The 20,427-nt window shown below is 49.2% G+C and carries 14 protein-coding genes and 1 other RNA gene; 7 read left to right on the top strand and 8 right to left on the bottom strand.

What is annotated here, in order from left to right:
* Positions 1 to 335: 335 nt before the first annotated feature.
* On the top strand, positions 336 to 1,730 hold the full coding sequence (locus Q1B47_RS10990) for an AAA family ATPase (protein ID WP_299793123.1): 1,395 nt from the start codon (positions 336 to 338) through the stop codon (positions 1,728 to 1,730).
* On the top strand, positions 1,730 to 2,596 hold the full coding sequence (locus tag Q1B47_RS10985) for a DUF4435 domain-containing protein (RefSeq protein ID WP_299793120.1): 867 nt from the start codon (positions 1,730 to 1,732) through the stop codon (positions 2,594 to 2,596). The genes Q1B47_RS10990 and Q1B47_RS10985 overlap by 1 nt, the downstream gene beginning before the upstream one ends.
* 126 nt (positions 2,597 to 2,722) lie before the next feature.
* On the opposite strand, the gene Q1B47_RS10980 is transcribed toward Q1B47_RS10985, so the two are convergent.
* The 8 genes from Q1B47_RS10980 to Q1B47_RS10945 all read right to left on the bottom strand — a co-directional run bounded on the left by Q1B47_RS10980 (position 2,723) and on the right by Q1B47_RS10945 (position 12,798).
* Positions 2,723 to 3,181: a hypothetical protein gene (locus Q1B47_RS10980; RefSeq protein ID WP_299793117.1), complete on the bottom strand. Its 459-nt coding sequence runs from the start codon at positions 3,179 to 3,181 to the stop codon at positions 2,723 to 2,725.
* A 334-nt stretch (positions 3,182 to 3,515) separates the two neighbouring features.
* Positions 3,516 to 3,674, bottom strand: coding sequence for a hypothetical protein (locus Q1B47_RS10975; protein ID WP_299793114.1), 159 nt, complete (start codon positions 3,672 to 3,674; stop codon positions 3,516 to 3,518).
* A 726-nt stretch (positions 3,675 to 4,400) separates the two neighbouring features.
* Positions 4,401 to 7,289: an aminomethyl-transferring glycine dehydrogenase gene (gcvP, locus tag Q1B47_RS10970; protein WP_299793112.1), complete on the bottom strand. Its 2,889-nt coding sequence runs from the start codon at positions 7,287 to 7,289 to the stop codon at positions 4,401 to 4,403.
* Between the two features lie 148 nt (positions 7,290 to 7,437).
* Positions 7,438 to 7,827 carry a glycine cleavage system protein GcvH gene (gene gcvH / locus Q1B47_RS10965; protein WP_299793110.1) on the bottom strand — a complete coding sequence of 130 codons (390 nt, stop codon included), beginning with the start codon at positions 7,825 to 7,827 and terminating at the stop codon, positions 7,438 to 7,440.
* Between the two features lie 305 nt (positions 7,828 to 8,132).
* Positions 8,133 to 9,227, bottom strand: coding sequence for a glycine cleavage system aminomethyltransferase GcvT (gene gcvT, locus Q1B47_RS10960; RefSeq protein WP_299793108.1), 1,095 nt, complete (start codon positions 9,225 to 9,227; stop codon positions 8,133 to 8,135).
* Positions 9,228 to 9,539: 312 nt separating this feature from the next.
* Positions 9,540 to 10,754 (bottom strand): FAD-dependent monooxygenase, encoded by a 1,215-nt coding sequence (locus tag Q1B47_RS10955; RefSeq protein ID WP_299793105.1) that lies wholly within the window; start codon positions 10,752 to 10,754, stop codon positions 9,540 to 9,542.
* A 100-nt stretch (positions 10,755 to 10,854) separates the two neighbouring features.
* Entirely contained in the window at positions 10,855 to 12,102 is a 1,248-nt protein-coding gene (ubiH, locus tag Q1B47_RS10950) for a 2-octaprenyl-6-methoxyphenyl hydroxylase (RefSeq protein WP_299793102.1), read from the bottom strand.
* A 129-nt stretch (positions 12,103 to 12,231) separates the two neighbouring features.
* Complete coding sequence (locus Q1B47_RS10945; protein WP_299793099.1) at positions 12,232 to 12,798, bottom strand: UPF0149 family protein; 567 nt, start codon at positions 12,796 to 12,798, stop codon at positions 12,232 to 12,234.
* 641 nt (positions 12,799 to 13,439) lie between these two features.
* Between Q1B47_RS10945 and zapA the strand changes: the two genes are divergently transcribed.
* The 5 genes from zapA to Q1B47_RS10920 all read left to right on the top strand — a co-directional run bounded on the left by zapA (position 13,440) and on the right by Q1B47_RS10920 (position 20,418).
* Complete coding sequence (gene zapA / locus Q1B47_RS10940; protein WP_299793096.1) at positions 13,440 to 13,748, top strand: cell division protein ZapA; 309 nt, start codon at positions 13,440 to 13,442, stop codon at positions 13,746 to 13,748.
* Positions 13,749 to 13,814: 66 nt separating this feature from the next.
* Positions 13,815 to 13,996, top strand: a non-coding RNA gene (gene ssrS / locus Q1B47_RS10935) — 6S RNA.
* 602 nt (positions 13,997 to 14,598) lie between these two features.
* Positions 14,599 to 16,062: a glycerophosphodiester phosphodiesterase family protein gene (locus Q1B47_RS10930; RefSeq protein ID WP_299793093.1), complete on the top strand. Its 1,464-nt coding sequence runs from the start codon at positions 14,599 to 14,601 to the stop codon at positions 16,060 to 16,062.
* Positions 16,052 to 18,511 (top strand): hypothetical protein, encoded by a 2,460-nt coding sequence (locus Q1B47_RS10925; protein ID WP_299793090.1) that lies wholly within the window; start codon positions 16,052 to 16,054, stop codon positions 18,509 to 18,511. Before Q1B47_RS10930 ends, Q1B47_RS10925 begins: the two co-directional genes overlap by 11 nt.
* 17 nt (positions 18,512 to 18,528) lie before the next feature.
* Complete coding sequence (locus Q1B47_RS10920; RefSeq protein WP_299793087.1) at positions 18,529 to 20,418, top strand: zinc finger-like domain-containing protein; 1,890 nt, start codon at positions 18,529 to 18,531, stop codon at positions 20,416 to 20,418.
* Positions 20,419 to 20,427: the final 9 nt, after the last annotated feature.

Below are 20,427 nucleotides of genomic sequence, written 5' to 3'. Positions count from 1 at the left end.
TATGTGATAAATGTATTGAAACACACATCAAAAGTAGGTTAATGTCTGTGCAATTAGGGGAACACAGGCAAGCTCTCACATGAGCAAACAGCCAATCAGGGATGAAGGAAAAGAATATGCCAAAATCAGCTCAAACATATGAATGTTATCAACCTTCTCTTTCTTTTTACAAAAATGCATTACCCCAAGCTTTTAGTCAGTTAGGTTTAGAATGATTAACACCGTCATTTTTTATGATTAAAAGAGATAGGACTTCGTTGAAGTTATAACACTGTGCTTTCTTAACTTTGTACATTAATCGACACTTAACAAACCTTTTAAGAATGGTAAATATAATGGATGGTTACATAAGACGTATATTAATAGATGGATTATTCGAAGAAAAAAACAATTACAGAATTGACCTTGAGCAGGGGTGTAATTGCCTATTTGGTGATAATGGCTGTGGCAAAACGTCTATCATAAATTTAATTGTTAATTCATTAACCTTGAACCTGGAGGGATTACGTGAAATCCCTTTTAATAAAGTAACATTAATGTACGCTAAAACTGGGCAAAAAAGGGCATCAAAATTACTTACAGTTTTAAAAAGTTCTACCAAAACTGAGCAAGGGCTTGACGAACTTAATTTAGTATGTGAAATCCATCCTTTCAATCTTAATTATACATTTAATGTATCTCGCATTGAATTAATTGATAGAAATTATGGCCCAGTTATCACTCACTTTAAAACAATGCTCTCTGATTTCGTCAACTTAACACATGTACCATTATTAAGATTGCATGAGTCAGAAATGGATTATGATGATGACATATTAAATAGAGCATTAAGAAAGAGAAGGTTTTCACAAAAACAAATATCAGAACTTTTGGACCCAAGCGTGAGAACATTAGTTTCTCTAAAAAAAGAATTCAAAGAAGCATACACTGAAAAAACAAAAGTTATTAAAGATGAATTAGAGTCATTAAAGTCTCGAATCATTGAAAAGGTTATGATTGACGCAAGAGTTGTGCAAGAGACAAGTCGCTCATTTGCCTTAATGAACAGAGCACTAGAAAAAGAGCCTGAAGAGATAGATGTAAATTTATATGCAGAGAAGTTTAATTTAGCGAACCTCAATGTTCCCATAGAAAAGGTTCAAGAACATTTCAAACAGTGGCAGGCTCTTAATGAAAGGCATCGCCAGAACTGGTTGAAGCTAAACAAAATAAACAGTAATAAAAATGTGTCACAGAAAGAAAAAAGAAAAGCTGACACAGAATACAGTAAAAGTTACTTCAATTTATTTTCGTTAACACATATCTACAATCGATTTGAATCGATTGTAACTGATGTGGAAAATGTTCAAGACTCACAAGCTGAAGAGTTGCAGGTTTTTACAAACTACGAAAAACAGGTAAACGAATTTTTCAAAAATAAAAAATTTAGAATTACCGAGGATGGTGACTTTGAAATAAAGTCTGGAAAAAGAGAAATTGATATTGCTAATCTTAGTAGCGGTGAAAAGCATATCTTAACTATATTGGGGCGTGTCGCCTTATCCAGTGAAGGGGTTTCGTCTTTTATTGCTGACGAGCCAGAATTATCACTTCACTTGGATTGGCAAAGGAAAATTATTCCAGCCATAACAGCATTATCTCCAAATACTCAAGTTATTGTTGCAACTCATTCACCTGCAATCTTCGAAGAGGGAGCTATAGAGATTGATATCGAGGAGTGCAAAGTTTAATGGGTAATAGACCAATATTTACGTATCAAGAAAAATTGCGCTCGATAAGGCGTCGGCCAGGTACAAAATTTGTTATTGTTGAGGGTGTAGATGATGTTCCGGCATTTTGTTCAACCTTTCGTGCAGCAGTTGGCCCAGCCTCTGCACAACACTGGGAGGTATTCCAGGCTGAAGGTAAACGCGGAGTTTGTGATTTCTTAAGAAGCTATCAAGGCAGTAATGTAAGGTACATTGTAGACAAGGATTTCGATGATATAGACTTGCAAGATGAACGACTAATTATATTGGGGCGATACTCAATAGAGAATTACTATATTTGCCAAGATATACTTTCATGTAGTTTGTCAGTTCCTTTGAAACAAGATCCTACATTAGTAAAAGATGATTTACAGGTGAATCATTTTCTCGAAGAAGTGGATAAGGAGGGAGCTAGATTGCTAAAGGCTTGCTTCTATTATCACCGTGTAGTAGCACCTGAAATTAATGGAGAAAAACCATCGTGGACGGATGATGATATATATATCAAGCAAGATGCGAATTCTTGGGGGCTTTGTAGAGCTTCAATTGATAATATTATCAACAAACTGTTACCAGGGTTAGAGGACTGGGAAGAAGTAAATAACTATTTCAATCAAAGCTTTAACTCTAGTGGGCAAACTGCGTTTGATTTACCTGGTAAGATGTTAAAGGAGCCACTGCGTCGATTCGCTAAAGAGTACTATCGAAGTAAAAAGCGTAAAGGTGGAACTCAGTTTAATACTTTAGATGGTTTTTTGGGAGTTGTTGTTGCTAATTTACCTGTATCAAAAGACTTTAGAGAGAAAATTGATCCTGTAATTGACTTTCTATCAGGTAGAGCAGCATGAGCATAGTGATAATAGGGTCGTAATCAACTAGCCTCTAATAAACGTGGGCTGAGTAAGCTTTCCATTTCCCATAAAAAAGCGAACCATCTCTGGTTCGCTTTAATCCATTCGCGGCTAAAGCCGCTCCTACACCAAACCCAACAACCCATGCTCGCTTGCCACAGAGTTGGCAACAGCTGTCAGTCTGTCTTTTATCCCCTGCTCGATACCCACGCCAGCTTCAAGCAGATCATCAACCGCAATGAAAGCAGTTGTCATCAGGTTGCTGCTTTCATAGTGATAGGCATAGCCTTTCTCAATATTCCAAGCCGCCGCGCTCCCATTACTTGTATTACAAGACGCTCCGGCAGCCTCCAACTGTTGCATCTTCTCATCCAGTGATCTGATCAGAGTAAAATCAAAATTGAGGACAAACTCTTCATCACCATACCAATCCGCTTTCAGCGCCTGAAAGTTGAGCCACATCTCCAGCTCGGTCAGCAAGGGCTTGAGCGAACTCGAGAAGCGACTATCAGCCGCTATGGTAATAGGAAGTTCCTGCTGCAACTCTGCAATTGTCTGTGCTTCTGCGTTTTCTTTTGTCATGGGTAATAGCTCATTGAGCATACTGGTGATAAGAGTGATTCTGCTAGCTAACTCCTCCTGATGCAACCACAAGAATGATAATAGTGGTAAGTTGTAAGTGGGGAGAAAAGACAGGACTGCCATATCTTTAGCCCTTTAGCTTTCCTCTATTGGGCTTTAAGTTACCTCAACTTGACCTCGTGTGGGATAGAAATTATTGCCTCAACTCGACGAACATTATTTTTAGAAAGATTGGCGTCCCAGAGTCTATGTAGTGTCACGACCTGCTTTAGACTGATATAGAAACCTTAAGGGGTTATAGTCCGCAATCAAGTGACCATAACCCAAATTTTAATCACTTACCTTTTGATGGTGCATTACCACGCCCACCTCCTGACGGTTTACCCGATGTACTTGGCCAATTACCACCAGGCCCAGGATGACTAGAAGGGCCTTTACCGCTACCACCTTTACTTCCGCCTCCACCTTTAGAGCCACCGCTGCCTTTACTCATAATAAACTCCATTATTTTCTGCTAAAAAATACAACTTCACTATGAACACAATGCTCACATTTTAAGTATAGGCATTGGGAACCGAGCTCATAAAGATACAGGTAGCTCCAAACACCCTCGCAGACAACAACAGTCCCCGTTGGAAGTTGCCGAAGGGCTTCGCAGAAAATAGCGTGAGCCCCACACGGATGTGGGGCTAGTTTTCGGGGGGCATGGACGCCCCATCGGAAACGTTAGCTATTTTCAAGAAAGACCGGAGGAAGACAACTTCGCCGGGGCGTTAGGGTGGATGCAAGGAGGGCGAGGACGAGCAGTCCTCCTTGCCCTGGTGTGGAATGGAATTCCACGACGTTAATGGCCGACAGGCCATAAAAAGGTAACAAAAAAGCGAACCATCTCTGGTTCGCTTTAATCAATTCGCGGCTAAAGCCGCTCCTACATCACATGAAGCCAACTACTCCATAATTGCGTTGCTGACGAAGCTAATGCAAGGCGGACCGAAGGCTCTAGCGCGGAGTTGACTGTTGTCATACTCTTTATAAAAGAGCTGGCTGGAGCCGAGGTTCAACGCCGCAGTAGCTAGCTCAATGAAACCATTGAAGCCTAAATGACGTTACTGCCGACGGTAAGACAATAAAGCCGATGGTTTTCGCCGCGGAGTTGACTGTTGTCAATGAGCAGCGAAAACCTGAGGCTGAAGCCGTATTACCTAGGCCAAGTAGTCATTTACTCGTAGTCAGACATTGGCACACAGGCACAGAACAAATTCCTGTCACCAAACACATCATCGATACGATTAACCGTTGGCCAGAACTTATTCGCCTTAACCGCCGCCGTCGGGAACACGGCCACCTCACGGCTGTATGGACGCTCATCGAACGCTGGGTCCATGATATCGGCCATGGTGTGCGGTGCGTTGTGCAGCGGGTTGTTGTCGGCAGGCCACTCGCCCGACTCGACACGTGCCGCCTCACCGCGGATGGCGATCATCGCCTCGATGAATCTGTCCAGCTCAACCTTAGACTCAGATTCCGTCGGCTCAATCATCAGCGTGCCCGCTACCGGGAAGCTCATGGTTGGCGCGTGGAAACCGTAGTCGTTCAGACGCTTGGCGATATCCATCTCGGTCACGCCCGATGACTCTTTGAGCGGACGCAGGTCGATGATGCACTCGTGCGCCACACGGTCATTACGGCCGGTATACAGCACAGGATAGTGCTCAGACAGCTTCTTCATCACGTAGTTGGCGTTAAGCAGTGCAACCTGAGTCGACTGACGCAGCCCCTGATGACCCAGCAGCTTGATGTACATCCAGGTGATAGGCAGGATGCTTGCGCTGCCGTATGGCGCCGCAGATACCGCACCATTGTTGTCAGACTCACGACCATGCTTGACCACCACGTGACCGGCAACAAACGGTGCCAGGTGCGCCTTAACACCAATCGGGCCCATACCGGGTCCACCGCCGCCATGTGGAATAGCGAAGGTCTTGTGCAGGTTAAGGTGTGATACGTCGGCGCCGATAGAGCCCGGCGTTGTCAGACCCACCTGAGCGTTCATGTTGGCACCGTCGAGGTAGACCTGACCGCCATGCTGATGAATCACTTCACAGATCTCACTGACCGTCTCTTCATACACACCGTGGGTCGATGGGTAGGTGATCATGATGCATGACAGGTTGTCGGCAACTTCTGCGGCTTTCGCCTTAAGGTCTTCCATGTCGACGTTACCGGCCTTATCACAGGCGGTGACGACGATCTTCATGCCCGCCATCTGCGCCGAAGCCGGGTTTGTACCGTGGGCAGACTGAGGGATCAGGCAGACATTTCTGTGGGCGTCGCCACGTGAGATGTGGTAGTTCCTGATTGCCAGCAGACCGGCATACTCGCCCGATGCACCTGAGTTGGCCTGCATGCACATGGCGTCATAGCCAGTGATGTCCACCAGCCAGTCGGCAAGCTCTTCGATGAGGTCGGTGTAACCCTGGGACTGATCCAGCGGGCTGAACGGGTGCATGTTGCCAAACTCAGGCCAGCTGACCGGCATCATCTCTGTGGCCGCATTGAGCTTCATGGTGCATGAACCCAGTGAGATCATCGAGTGGTTCAGCGCCAGATCTTTATTTTCGAGACGCTTGATGTAACGCATCATCTCGGTTTCGCTGTGATAGCTGTTAAACGTCGGGTGAGTCAGGATGGCATCTTCACGCACCAGCGGAGCCGGAATTGAAGCGCTGCCGGCCTTGATGATCTCAGCATCGAGTGCGGCCACATCCAGACCATGGCCTTCGCCTAAGATCACATCGAACAGTTCAGCCACATCTTCACGCAGCGTGGTCTCGGCCAGGCTGACACCTAAGATACCATCACCGTCGATACGCAGGTTAATGCCCGCAGCGATTGCACGAGCCGTGATAGCCTCGCTGTCGATGCCTTTCAATGAGATGGTATCGAACCAGCTCTTGTTAACCAGCTCAACGCCCTTAGCCTTAAGGCCGGTTGCCAGAATATCGGTGAGGCGGTGAATGCGCTCGGCGATGATTTTAAGGCCTTGTGGGCCATGGTATACGGCGTAGAACGAGGCCATGTTGGCCAAAAGCACCTGAGCGGTACAGATGTTTGAGTTGGCTTTTTCGCGGCGGATATGTTGCTCACGGGTCTGCATCGCCATACGCAGCGCGCGATTACCCCGGGTATCTTGTGATACACCGATAATACGACCCGGCAATGAACGCTTATGTGCGTCACGGGTAACGAAAAACGCTGCGTGCGGACCACCAAAGCCCATAGGTACGCCGAAACGCTGAGCACTGCCGAAGACCACGTCTGCGCCCATAGAGCCGGGTGATTTCAGCATCACCAGCGACATGATGTCGGCGGCAACCGTTACGACCGCCTTCTTAGCTTTAAGCTCGGCAAACAGCTCTGTGTAGTCACTGATCTCACCGAAGCGGTTGGTATACTGGAACAGGGCACCAAAGAGCTCGTAGTTGACCGCGTCCTTTGCAGGACCGACGACAACCTCGAAACCGAAACACTCGGCGCGGGTTTTCACCACATCCAATGTCTGCGGGAACACGTCATCGGCGACGAAGAAGATGTTGGCTTTTTTCGCCTTGGAGACGCGCTTGGCCAGTGCCATGGCTTCTGCCGCTGCCGTTGCTTCATCGAGCAGGGAGGCTGAGGCAAGGTCAAGGCCGGTCAGATCCATAGAGACCTGCTGGAAGTTAAGAATCGCTTCTAAACGGCCCTGGGCGATCTCCGGCTGATAGGGGGTATATGCCGTGTACCAGCCGGGATTTTCGAATACGTTACGCTGAATAACAGCAGGTACCTCAGTACCGTAGTAACCCATACCGATGTAGCTCTTGAAGACCTTGTTCCTGTCCGCTATCTCGCGGATATAGGCCATACCTTCGGCTTCACCACACGCGCTGCCAACGGCAAGGTCACGATTGAGGCGAATTGACTCAGGTACGATCTGCTGGGTGAGATCTTCTAAAGATTCTGCACCAACAAAGTTCAGCATCTCCTGACGCTCGGCACTGTCCGGACCAATGTGACGGCGGATAAATAGTTCGTGCTGCTCTAACTGAGTGAGGGTTTCTGTGGTCATGATAACCTGGTTCCGTTTTTGCCGATATCCAGCCTGTAGGGGGGCGGAGTTACCGGTCTCATTTTTGATTAGTTTGATTTAGCAATTTGAAGCGGTATAACGAACAAAGCCCCATATTTTGATATGAGGCTTTGTCTTCAATCGGCGATTACTCTTCGTCGATAACGGCTTGGTAGCCTTCTGCATCGAGCAGGCTGTCGATTTCGGCAACATCGCTTGGCATCACGCGGAAGAACCAACCGTCACCGAACGCATCGCTGTTTACCAGCTCAGGAGAGTCTTCGAGTGCTTCGTTAATGGCAAGTACTTCACCTGACAGCGGTGCGTAGATGTCTGAAGCCGCCTTTACAGACTCGGCAACGGCACAGTCTTCACCGGCACTGACGGTATCGCCAACTTCTGGAAGCTCAACGAAAACCATGTCACCAAGAAGCTCCTGTGCATGCTCACTGATACCAACGGTATAGCTACCGTCCTCTTCCTTACGGATCCACTCGTGAGAAGAAGCGTATTTCAATTCAGCTGGAATGTTGCTCATTATTGTTAATCCTTATTCCGTTATCTAAATTTTTATTCGTAAGACAATATACTGATTTATCGTTCGAATTAGCAGGTGTTTCGCTCACGTTTTAGGAGCCTGCGCACTCTTGGAGTGCATCTAAGACCACAGACGACAAAAAACTCACCACCACTAACTCTACTATCTGTTCTACTAACTCATTTTCTGCGGTTAATACGCAGGAATTTCGTTCTAATTTTAGGAGCCAGCGCGCAGTTGATACGTATCAATGAGCACTGGCGACAACAAAGTAGGACGAAATAACCAGTATTAAGCCAGAAAAATTAAAAAGCTTGTTTACCGTTGCGCACAAAGCTTGGGGCAACAACCTTAACAGAGACACGCTTCTTACGCATTTCGACTTCAGCCGTATCACCTATGCTTCTCGGTACGCGAGCCATGGCAATAGAGTAGCCCAGAGTCGGCGAGAAGGTGCCGCTGGTAATGGTGCCCTGCTGCTCTACACCTTCGCCGTCGGTGAAAAATACCGACATACCCGGACGGATAACGCCTTTGGCTTCCATGATAAGGCCAACCAGCTTCTCGGTACCGGCGGCTTTAATCGCGGCCAGCACTTCACGGCCGTTGAAGTCACGGTCCTGTGGCTCCCATGCAATGGTCCAGCCCATGTTGGCCGCTAACGGATTAACCGTTTCGTCCATATCCAGACCATAGAGGTTCATACCGGCTTCTAAACGAAGGGTATCACGGGCACCGAGTCCACAAGGCTTAACGCCGGCGTCTAACAGTGCCTGCCATAGTGCTTCGGCTTCTGCCTCGGGTACGATGATCTCATAACCGGTTTCGCCGGTGTAACCTGTGGTGGCGATAAAGAGTGAATCGGCTTGCACTCCGAAAAATGGCTTCATCCCTTCGACGGCCGCATTTTGTGCGTCGTTAAATACCTTAGCGGCCTTCGCCTTGGCATTGGGGCCCTGTACGGCGATCATGGCAAGCTCAGGACGCTCAGTAATAGTCACGTCGAAGCCTTTAACCTGCTCGGCAATCCAGGCCAGATCTTTTTCACGTGTGGCTGAGTTAACCACGATGCGGTAATGGGTATCGGAAAGATAATAGGTGATCAGGTCGTCAATCACGCCAGCGTTATGGTCCAGCATGCCGCCATATAGCGCCTTACCGGGAACCTTAAGCTTAGCGACATCGTTCGCTAATAATTTACGCAGGAAAGCACAGGCGTCAACACCGGTCACATCGACGACGGTCATGTGTGACACGTCAAACATACCGGCATCTTGACGAACCGCGTGATGCTCTTCGATCTGAGAACCATAGTTAAGCGGCATATCCCAACCATGAAAGTCGACCATCTTGGCGTCAGATTCCAGGTGCTTATTAAAGAGTACAGTTTTATTAGCCATTATTATCTCTTCTTTGTGGCCCTTTTCGGGTCTTTGCCTGGCGTAGGGAACATCACTGCCAGGATGTGATTGCAAAGATAAAGCTTACCTCTATCGCGTCGAACAGAGATCTTTGCAAGGTATCAAAATGCGGCGAAATTATACCTTGCGTCACAGTTTTGTATACAAGAGAATTTTCTAATCCGAACGATTCAGTCATTACTTTTTCTCATGTTAAACATGTAGTTTTTTTACATGCTCAAACAGGCTTTCAAATAAAGCACTAACAACTTACTGAAAAATTTGGATTATTAATCCTGTTCAACAGAGCCCCTATTCTGCTTTGCAGAGTTTGGGTAGGCTGTTTTTATTACCCATGGCCTGCTGCATAAACAGTGTTTTCACAGGAGAAAGATTATCGACCAAATTAAGACCGAAATCCCGCAGGGCCTTCTTGACCGGATTGCTGCCCTCGAAGAGGCGTTTAAAGCCCTCCATCGCCGCAATCATCTCCAGGGCGTCGGCCTTTCTCCAGCGCTCGAGTGAGCGCAGGTTGCTGTAGTCGCCGATATCTTTGCCATCGAGCTTTAACTCGCCAATGGTCTCGATGATCGCCGCCGCATCCAAAAAGCCTAAGTTAACCCCCTGCCCCGCCAACGGGTGTATGGTGTGCGCCGCATCGCCGGCCAGTAACAGGCGGTGACGGGCGAAGTGGCGGGCATAACGCATTCTGAGTGGAAACGCCTGAGGCTTACCCTCTAAGTGGCACATCCCCATGCGGCCATCGAACTCGGCGGTAAGGGTGCGCTCAAACTCCTGCTTGTCGGCCTCGAGCAGAGAGTTAGCCTTTGCCGGTGGCACAGACCAGACGATAGAGCAGAGGTTGTTTTCATACAGGGGCAGGAAGGCCAGTGGCCCCTCATCCAGAAAGACCTGCCTCGCCGTGTCCAGGTGGGGGATCTCGGTGCGTATGCTGGCGACGACGGCATGGTGGCCATAGTCCCAGAAGGTCATCGGGATCTTGCACTGCTCGCGTACCCAGGAGTTGGCGCCGTCTGCGCCTATGACCAGGGCGGCGCTGAGGTTGTCGCCGTTATCCAGCGTCAGCCAGGCTTCGCGCTCACCGAAGGCAATCTTATCGAGCCTGTGATTTTCCAAATGGGTAATTTCGTCAAACTCCGCAGCCCGCTTGGCAAGAGCAAAGCTGATATTGTCATTTTCTATGATGCTGCCAAGGTGCTGCTCGCTCAGGGAGTGGGCATCGAAACCAATTTTCCCCAGGCTGTCTTTATCCCACACCTCCATTTTCTGGTAGGGACTGAGGCGTTCACCGTCCAGGTAACTCCAGGCGCCAAGATTTTGCAGCAGTCGCTGGCTCGCCTTGTTGATTGCACTCACCCTCAGCCTTGCTTCGCCCGAGACGGCATGAGTTTCACCGGCATCGATAACCACGACCCGTAACTCTTCCATTGCCAGCCCGATTGCGGTAGCCAGCCCGACCATTCCTCCGCCGATTATGGCGACATCATAGGTTTGTGAACTCAACATTTAGATTTCCTTAAAAGTAAACACTTATGATTCTGCAAAGCCAGTACTCAACGCTCAGCTCAGCGTGAATGTTCAAGCCGGGGTTTTAAACCCGGCGGACTTATGTTCTCCACCCCATAGCTGTGCGCGCGACAGGCGTCTTCAGTGGCGGCAACCAAGACAGTAGCCTCAAAGCCAGATTTCGCCCCGCGACCAGCGGCCAATAATCGTTAGAGAAGCCCCGCACCAGAAACTCGATGTTGGTCATGGTGCTGCTTCGGTCCGCTTCCCGGCTCTGCAGATATTTATGGATCACATCGGCGCCGCCAAGATCCGGCAACTCACCCGCTTCACCCTCTATGGCCTGTTTCAGCACCTCGAGCAGACTCACCAGATCTCTCAAGCCTAAGTTGAATCCCTGCCCCGCGATGGGGTGCAAGGTCTGCGCCGCATTTCCGATAAAGACGGTGCGATGATAGATGGGTCTGGGCATATGGGTGAGCAGCAAGGGATAGGAGTGACGTTCACCCATGCCGGTAAACCGGCCGGCGCGATAACCAAAGGCCTGCTGCAGCTCGGTCAGGAACGTATCGGTGGGGACCGACATCAACCGCTCGGCCTCATCGGGTCGCAGTGCCCACACCAGAGAAAGCCTGTTTACCCCTTTAGCGTTCGCCATGGGAAGAATCGCCAGCGGACCTGAGTTGGTAAATCGTTCGTAGGCCCACAGCTCATGAGGCCGGTCGGTTTCAATGTTGGCAATGATGGCCACCTGATCGAAGTCGACCTGCTCCAGCGGCTGGTTAAATGCCTCCCTCACCCTGGAGTTGACCCCATCGGCGGCGACCAGCAGTGAGGCGCTGATTTGAGTGCCATCGTCCAGTGTCAGCAGTTGAGCATCGGTTTGCGCCTCCACCGAGGCGAGTTTGGCCGGGCAGTAGAGTTCGACATCGCTGTCGGTAAGCAGCTTAAACAGCACCTGCCCCACCTGCTCCAGTTCGACCACCTGCCCCAGGTACTTGAGATGGAGATCATCGGCGTTGAGTTCTGTCATGCCGCAGTGGCCACGGTCAGAGACATGGATATTCTCTATCGGCGTGCCAAGGTGGGCAATCTTAGGCCAGATACCGAGTCGATTCAGCTCGAAGATGGAGCCGTGGGCGACGGCAATTGAGCGCGCGTCAAACCCCGGATGCTTGTCGTCGGGGCGGTGAGCCTCGATAAGCGCCACCTTGAGGGGCCTGTTAAGATCTTTGGCAAGCCGCTTTAACCCCAGGGCTAAGGTCGCCCCGGCCATGGCGCCGCCAACGATAGCGACATCGACAACATTGATATTTGAGCTGCCATCTTGTTCAGTTTGAGCTTTCATTGAAATTCTCTACTACACCAAAGCTTCAGGTTTACGACTTTCACTGTAAGGTCAGTTACGCACACTAAGCACAGTACGATAAGCGAGGCACGACAAAATCTGTTTTACTTCTATCGCGCCTCAACTCGGCTAGTGGATAATAGTCTCATCTGGATCTGAGGGCTCGGGACCGAACTCTGAGTAGCAGAGCAAGGCCGCCATCTTAGAGAACTCCATCAGCTCCATATACGCGGCTTCGGACTCTTCATCATCGGCGACATCGAATTCGACCAGGGCGATCTCGGCAAGATCTTTTATGACCTCCTGCACATCACCCGATGCCTTGTTCAGCTTTGGCTGGACGATCGCGATACCGGTAAGGAAGCTTTGCACCCACAGGGAGAGAGCCTCGACACGCTTGGCCAGGGGCTCCTCCTCTTCAGGCAGCATAGGAGTAAAGCCAAAATCGATATCCGACAGTCTTGTCAGCGTATCCTTGTAGAGTTCATCGATGAGTTGCTGCAGAGTTTCCGGCAGCGGCTGACCATCATTGATCAACTCGAGAAATGCACTATTCCACTCTCTTCTTGACTGCTCGACACCGCCGCAAATCAAGCCCACCAGCGCACCGTGGACCTCAACCGGTTGCTGACCAATTTCTGCCGCATCTAATGCAGCCATTAAGTTGTCTATACGTAAAGATGGAGGGGTAGCCATAACTGTGTCCGAAAGCAAAAAATACTGGTACACATGCTAGCAGAAGTGAGACGTTCGACCAAGAAAAGCGATGCACAACACCGACATCGGAACGCTTTTGTATCCAGAGGCGCTAAAGGAAGTGATAAGTTGTAAGTTCAAGACAGAGCGAAGAGAGTTTTAAGTCGTAAGTTTTAAGCTGTAAGTACAAGATAAAGCTATCAAGGCCACGAGCTAAAGCTTTTACCTCGTGGCTAGAACCTCGCCACCTAAACATTCGCGGCTAAAGCCGCTCCTACATAAAAGCGCTCCGAGCGTCCTCACCCTGCTGTTGCTGTTGCTGTTGTTGCTCTTACTTATCACTTACAACTTACCGCTTATAGCTTCTTTGCTTACCGCTATCACCCATGCCATTGACTCTTCTCCCTTTATTCATGCGCTTTTCATGCGCTATTTGGTTATCTAAACAAACCGTTTTGAAACTAGCCAATCTGGAGCATCTTAGCGGCTTTTCTTGGAAACTGGGCGTTATCTATTCAGCTTTAGGTTATCTAAACAACATTTAATCTAATATGGAGCATCTTAGCGCTTCCTCATGTTGCACTTTGCCAGACAGACCGATATAGTCCGCTCAAGAGCCAGAAGAGAGGACCCTTTGCGTCATGAGTAGCCACGCTATTGAAATTAGCTTATTAGGCCGTACATACTCTATCGCTTGCCCGCAAGGACAAGAGGAGGCATTGCAGCACGTGGCACAAAACCTCGAAAAACAGTTGAGTTCACTGAAAACCCGAACCAACAATTTGAGTCGCGAAGAAATTGCCATTATGGCAGCCTTGAATATTGGTTATGAGTTGTTGGAAGAACAGCAGAAGAATCAAGATTATATTCAGCAGATGGATGATAAAATCGGTTTGCTTCAATCAACTTTAGAGAACGCACTCGTTGAGCGTTCGACAAAAGACGATTAAACTATAGATATAGATTGTTTTAACTCGGTGTCCGCCCGCTTTAAGAGTGAACCCGATAACCAGTTTTGCTCCCTGGTATATGCGTCAGTCGGCAATGTCCCTGTGCCGATATTTACAAACCCAGGGTGAATGCTTTATTGACATTGTGCAAGCTCGGCTCGTATCGAGAAGCCTTAGGATATAATCATTTACCCGCCTTGAACCTACGGTTCAAGGGCTTACGCCGGCAACGGTATTTTGGGGAGCATTCCAAATAAGAAAGCCACTGTTAATTAAGACAGTGGCTTTTTTATGTCTGAATTTTATGGGATTAAAACGAACAACATACCCGCCCTGAAACATTTATAGTTCAAGGAGCTACTCCAGTAACGGTATTTTGGGGAGCATTCCAAATTCAACTTAGGTTGAAGCAACCAAGCCATCACTGACAAGTGATGGCTTTTTTGTATCTAACACTTAAACCAATCAGCAACTCCCCCGCCTTGACCCCTTCTTTCAAAAAAAGCCTATGGTTCAAGGGCACTCTTTATAACAGAGAGTGGCGGCAAGGGTATTTTGGGGAGCATTCCAAATAAGAAAGCCACTGTTAATTACAGCAGTGGCTTTTTTGTACCAGATGATCCTCGCCAATACTGCTAGCAGACAGAAGTAGCTGAGATGAATAGACTGCGGTGCGCATTTTGGCACCAATCACAGCATTGCTGGTGACTTTTCAAGCGACCAACTAACTAATTTACAAGCGTTTCACCTTTGAGGTCAAAAAATTGACAACCCCCTAACTTAAACGGTTGCAGTTTATGATCCAATCCAGTATAAACCCCTTACAATTAACAACTTGCAATCAGGATACATGACAAGTTTAACATGGAAGTCATATCAGCTACCGCTACTCGTTTTCACTATTCTCACCCTTATTTCTGGTTGTAAATCCACCCCAGAACCTGACAGTAAAGCACAAATCACCAAGATACCTGCAGTGTTAAGCCACTATCCTGCCGATGTTAAAATCACTGGTGATGATATTGTCGATATTCAACTGGCACTGGGGGACAGAAACCTCTATTTGAATCAAAACGGCAACATCAAGATGCAGTCAACCCGCCAATGTCCCATCGATATTGCGGCTCACCGCGGCGATTACCGCCAACCAGAAAGCAGCAATCTAGCCATCGCAGCGGCGCTCAACGATAACTACAACAGTGTCGAGATCGATGTGATGCTGCTAAAAGATGGCACCTGGGTCAACCATCACGATAAATATACCGGCCGCGCAACGGTACACTATACCGGCCAACGTTATAAAGTTGAGAAGATGAAGCTAAACCAGTTTGCTCAACTGAAACTACGCAATAAGCAAAGCCACGACCTGCTGGATATTCGTCCCATCACCGCCTATGAAGCGTTCCAAACCTTTGTCGCCTATCGCAGCCCAGGACAGAAGCTCAATGTCGAGATCAAGTCAGATACCTATGGCCAGAAGCTGGTCGAGCTGGACAACATGCTGCGGCAACTGGTGGGCCAAGGACACTTCTACTACTCTAGCGCCGATCTCGATACCCTTGAAAAGCTGCGCGGCATCAACCCGACCACCTACCTTGGTTTTGTTCAGGGCGCCCATCCCACAAGTGTTGAGCTGTTGCAGCGAGATCTGCGTCGTGGCGTAAAAAACGATGCCTACTACCTCGATAACCAGAACAAACTGGAGTTTGTCGGTAAATATGGCACCAAACGTTACCGTTCCCGTTATAAGAACTACGCCTCCAGCAAGGGGGTTACCAATCTTGTGCGTAAGCTGGGACGCAACAGCGGATTGCATCTGGATATTCGCAGCTATATGCAGCACAAAAAGGTGAAGCGTTATGCCGAGGATTTTGGCATGAAGACCTACACCTACTCCATCAACGGCAGTGAGTACCATCAGTCACAGCTACTACGACTATCACGCGCAAGCCTGCCCCATGGCGCCATCGTTGATGCCACTCCCTTTAAGATCTGCCAGCAACTGTTTAGCCCAGCCAAACCTAAAGGAAATTATCACGCGCTGTCAGCAGTTGGCCGCTATATTGAAGCGCTGCCCGCCGACGCAGACTTTGATCAGTTTCAGCAGATGCTTGGCTATCAACACGAGGGCTATTACATCTCACTGAACTCAGGACTAAAAGCGATCAACGCCAGACAAACCACAGTCGTGGAGACCCCTAAGGCCAAAACCACCGCGACCCCCATGTTTCCAACCATTGTCGATGAGACCATCGAGACACGCTCCACTAACACCATTATTTTAACGCTGCCAAGTAACAAAGATGAACGATAACAAACAGAGCCCATTTGCCACCCAACTGCTCAATGATGACCCCACGCAACAGAAGCTAGCCAGTGCCAATAAAGCACTGCAAAAAGAGCAGAAGCAACAGCGCAGCCAAGCGGCAAAGCAAGCGAAACAGAAGCAACGTGACACACAAATTGCGATCACAGGTAAGCCGTTTTGGTGGATGTTGACCATGTTCATCTGCTCGGTGGTGTACCTGTTTCCCGAAGCGGTATTTAATGCCGCGCTGACCGAAGTTGCTGGAGGACGCAACTCCAGTGAGGAGGATCTGCGTGCGGTGGAGCTGTTTGGCCGAACCATCAGTGGTATTGGTGTCACCCTACTGCTGGCCGACCTGCTACTGAAGGGGAAACAGGTGGCCCATGTTGGACGCGCAGTGGGTTACTTTACCCTTATCGCCGTACTTGTATGGCCCGCGGTCTTTTTCGGCCAGAAGTGGTTGGTGGATCATTTTATTATCGATGCCTCCAGCAGTGAGGAGCGCCAACAAGCCTACCTATCGCAGGTATTACGCAGTGCTCTTATCGAAAAATCGATCCAGTTTGAGGGGATCGAATACGATCCGAGCAAGGCCCACAGCGCCACCGAGAAAACCTTTCTCTCGGTCTTTGGTGGCTTGGTCTACGCCGATGACAAGCTGGTGAGCGACATTAAGCAGAAGAAGCGGATGATCATGGAAAAATTTGTCCGAGACCGCGCCATGTCCAGCTTCGACAGCCACTACCAAGATTATGACCAGTTTCGCCAACAACTGCGGCAGCACTACACTGAGTACCATAAAAGCTCGGCGAAATACAATGATGCACTCGCCAGTGCCCCAGCGCGTGCAGACGAGCATTGGTTAGAGACCCAAAATCAGGTGAAGCAGGGCTGGCAGCAGTACCAAAGCGGTGTTAAAGCCTATGAGGCGCGGGTAGAGAGCCGGGCGCAAAAGCTGGCACCTAAACTGGTGGACTACTTCGAGCGACGCAACAAATGCGCAGACCGAAAGCCAGGAGCGAGCCGCGACCGCTGCTTTGAGCGGCTGCAGCAGGGCTATGACCGCGAGATCGCCAAGTACAGCATCCCCTACATTCCACCCAATGACTGGTTGATCCGTGAAGAGATCTCTACCACTGAAAATATTGGTAATTCACTGATTGCCGGCGTGATGACCCTAGGCCTGTTTACCGCCATGCAGGCGGCCGATGCTGTGACCGGTGGTGATGCCGGCTTTAAAGACCATCGCATGGTGTTCACCGACGATGTCAACCACTACAAACGGGTGTTGATGGTGAAGATGGAGCCAGAGTTTATCAAAGAGTCCGGTGGCTACCCGCTTGGAATCGACTCGATTCATCGTTTCCGCGTCCATGAGCTAACCAGTGTTAAGGTTAATAAAAAGCTGAAGCAAAAGGGGCTCAACCTGCCTGCAAATTGGTCTATCACAAACAGATCCAGCTTTGACCAAGCGGTGGCGAAAAAGGTTCGCCAACAAGCCGATGCCCAATGGCGCAGTGGTATCGCCAAAAAAGGGCTCAATATGGCACCTAACCTCAGCTGGGCTCAGTTCCAGCGCCACAGTGATGTGCAGCAGCGTATTAAGGCTAAGATGAAGGAGCTGTATGTGAAGCCTACCTTGGCCGACTGGAATAACCGTCAATTTAAACAACAGATCATTGAACCCAATATTCAGCGTAAAACCACCGAATACCTCAATGTGCTAGAGGCGCAAAAGGTGGAGTTTGCCGATGGCGGCGCATTCGAACATGCGGGGAAATCGGCACTTAGAGCCACCATTATTCCGCCGATCTCGATGTCGATCAGCTTGGCGCTGGTGCTGCTCACAGTGCTGAAGTTACCGATTAAGGCGGTTGAATTGGTGCAAGCCAAACGCGCCAGCACTACCACAGCAGTAACGAGCAAAGGCTGGATAAAGCCGGCCACCACCGCAGTGTTGATTGCCGCTATCTTTGTGGTGCCGATGTCCTTGGGAGGCAACCACTACACCATGAAGGATTCGGCAACCAACTACTTCTTTGAACAGATGGAGAAGAACGATTCCGCCGTAATCTCCTTTGCCTTGCGTTGGCTGCTCACCACCCAGCCACTAGTGCAGCCCATCGGCGCGGCGATTGACCAGCAGCTAAAGATCACCAGCGGTTTCCATGCCATTAGCGCACCGTTGAACCGTTTCGATCTTGCGCTGATGCCGGAGCACACAGCCCCTAAGGCGGAGCAAAAGACACCGAAGAAGCTACTGCTGCCATTAACCATCAACACCAACGTGGCCAATGCCACCATAGCAGTGATGAATATCAAGCCCAAATACCGTGCTGGAATGCGCTTACCCGCAGGCCGCTACGATATAAAGGTCAACGCACCGGGTCACGCCAGTGTCAGACAGGATGTCTACCTGAGTGAAGATAACACTCAGTTTTTAATAAAGTTATAGTGGAATAGGAAGATAACTTGAATAAATTAGAACATTTTCAGAGCTTTGTTCGCAAGAATGGCAAGAAACTCACTGGCGTAGATGTGCCGGTTGTATTAAGTGATGAGCAGAGCAAGTCGCCTCAATTAAGCTTCACCTTTGGCTGGCGCATCGAGATTGGCGTTGGCGCACACTCCCACGGCGCCTATAACCCATCGGGCGTGAACTGTGGCAGCCGCTCTCAAGCCAACAGTGCAGCCCATGATGCGGCTAAAGAGTACGTCAGTGGACGAGACTCACTGTTTAACGCCCGCTTTAAAAAGATGCTCGATGATGACATTCGGCAAAAGTTCCTACTGCGAAGCCAAGATCTCGGTTCGGCTCCCGACCGCTATGTGGGAAGTGAAACCTGTGATACCTGCTATGGTTCAGGCCAAAATACCTGCCACAGCTGCAGTGGACGAGGCAAAACCGACTGTAACTCCTGTTATGGCCGTGGGCGAAAAGAGGTGTCGAAATATGACAGCTATACCCAACGAACCGTCTACACCACCGAATCCTGCTCCTCATGCTGGGGCAGTGGCGATCAAACCTGTTCCAGCTGCAGCGGCAGTGGCTATCGTATCTGTTCAACCTGTAAGGGCGGCGGCTACCTCTACTACAGCTATACCATCGACGGTGATGCCACGCGCGCAACCCGCTGGCAATTCGATAGCAACGACTACCATAGCTGGACCCAGGACTTTGTTAAGAACGAAGGCCTGAATATCATCAATGAAGTCGAGAACGTGACCGAACAGGATGTCAAAGGTGATCTTGAAGGTTGTACCTTTGTTTATGCCTTTAGCGCCACCCTGCAGACCCTACAATACACTGCCACACTGGATAAAGTTAACACCCACCTCTGTTTCGCTGGTAAACATAACCAAACCCATGATGGTGGCGGTGTGTATGACCCAGCCGTCTGGAGCGTAGCTAAGCGACTCGGCGCGGGTAACAAGGATGATGATACCCAGGCCCTAGCCACGCCAGCCATCAACAGTATTATTGTCAGCCAAACCAATAACAGCGCGTCGGCGCTGCTCAAAGAAAACTGGGTCTCAAGCGAGATTAAAAACGCCGTGATGACCAACTACGATACCTTAGTCACCCAGCTGAAGAAAAAGAGTGTCAAAGGGATTGTTCCCAAGATGCTGGCTGCATTGATGAAGTTTGGCTTCCTGTTTTTCATGCTCAGCCTGCTGATCGCGCTGGCGTTCCCACAGTTTGCCGAGATGACCGACGAGCGCATGGGCTTGATGCGTTATCCCCACTTCTTCTGGGCACTGCTCACCTTAGAATTTGGCCTATTCGGTCTGCCTGCACTCGCCAACTACCCGATGTTGCTCGGCCTACATTACCTCTGCTATCAAGGGGTTAAGCGGCTTAGTTGGCGCCGACTCAACAACAAGCTCTACATGCTGATAGCGCTATTGGCGACCTTCCTGCTTCCCCACGTGCTGTTTAGCCTCTACTTCAACGTGCAGCATCTGCTACAGAGCTCAACGGCGTTGGGCCACGCCCTCGTCGGGGGCTCGGTGTTCCTCTGTTTTTATCTACTGCCTTGGGGCTTTGCTAAGCCTAAAAAGTGGTACCTAAAACCCCTAGGCTTAATTGCCGCAGCCGCTGTTTACTTGGGGCTACAGATAGTGATGATGACACTGGATCAATCCATGGGGATACTGCCCGAGGCGAAAAACTATATCGAAGGTTTAGGCCATGTTCTCAACCCAGCGATGCAGTTCATCGGGGCCAATATCCTTGAGATTGCGCTACTGTCGTTGCTGTTTAGCTACAGCTTGACCCGACGCAGCTTCTGGTTAAAGTCAAAAACGGCGGTTGCCGATTACAACAGTGCTGTACTGATGAAATCGATGAAGATGGACTAAAACATACAC

Origin of the sequence: uncultured Shewanella sp. (assembly GCF_947501225.1) — a bacterium.
Taxonomy (GTDB): Bacteria; Pseudomonadota; Gammaproteobacteria; order Enterobacterales; family Shewanellaceae; genus Shewanella.
This window is presented reverse-complemented; position numbering and strand designations above follow the sequence as displayed.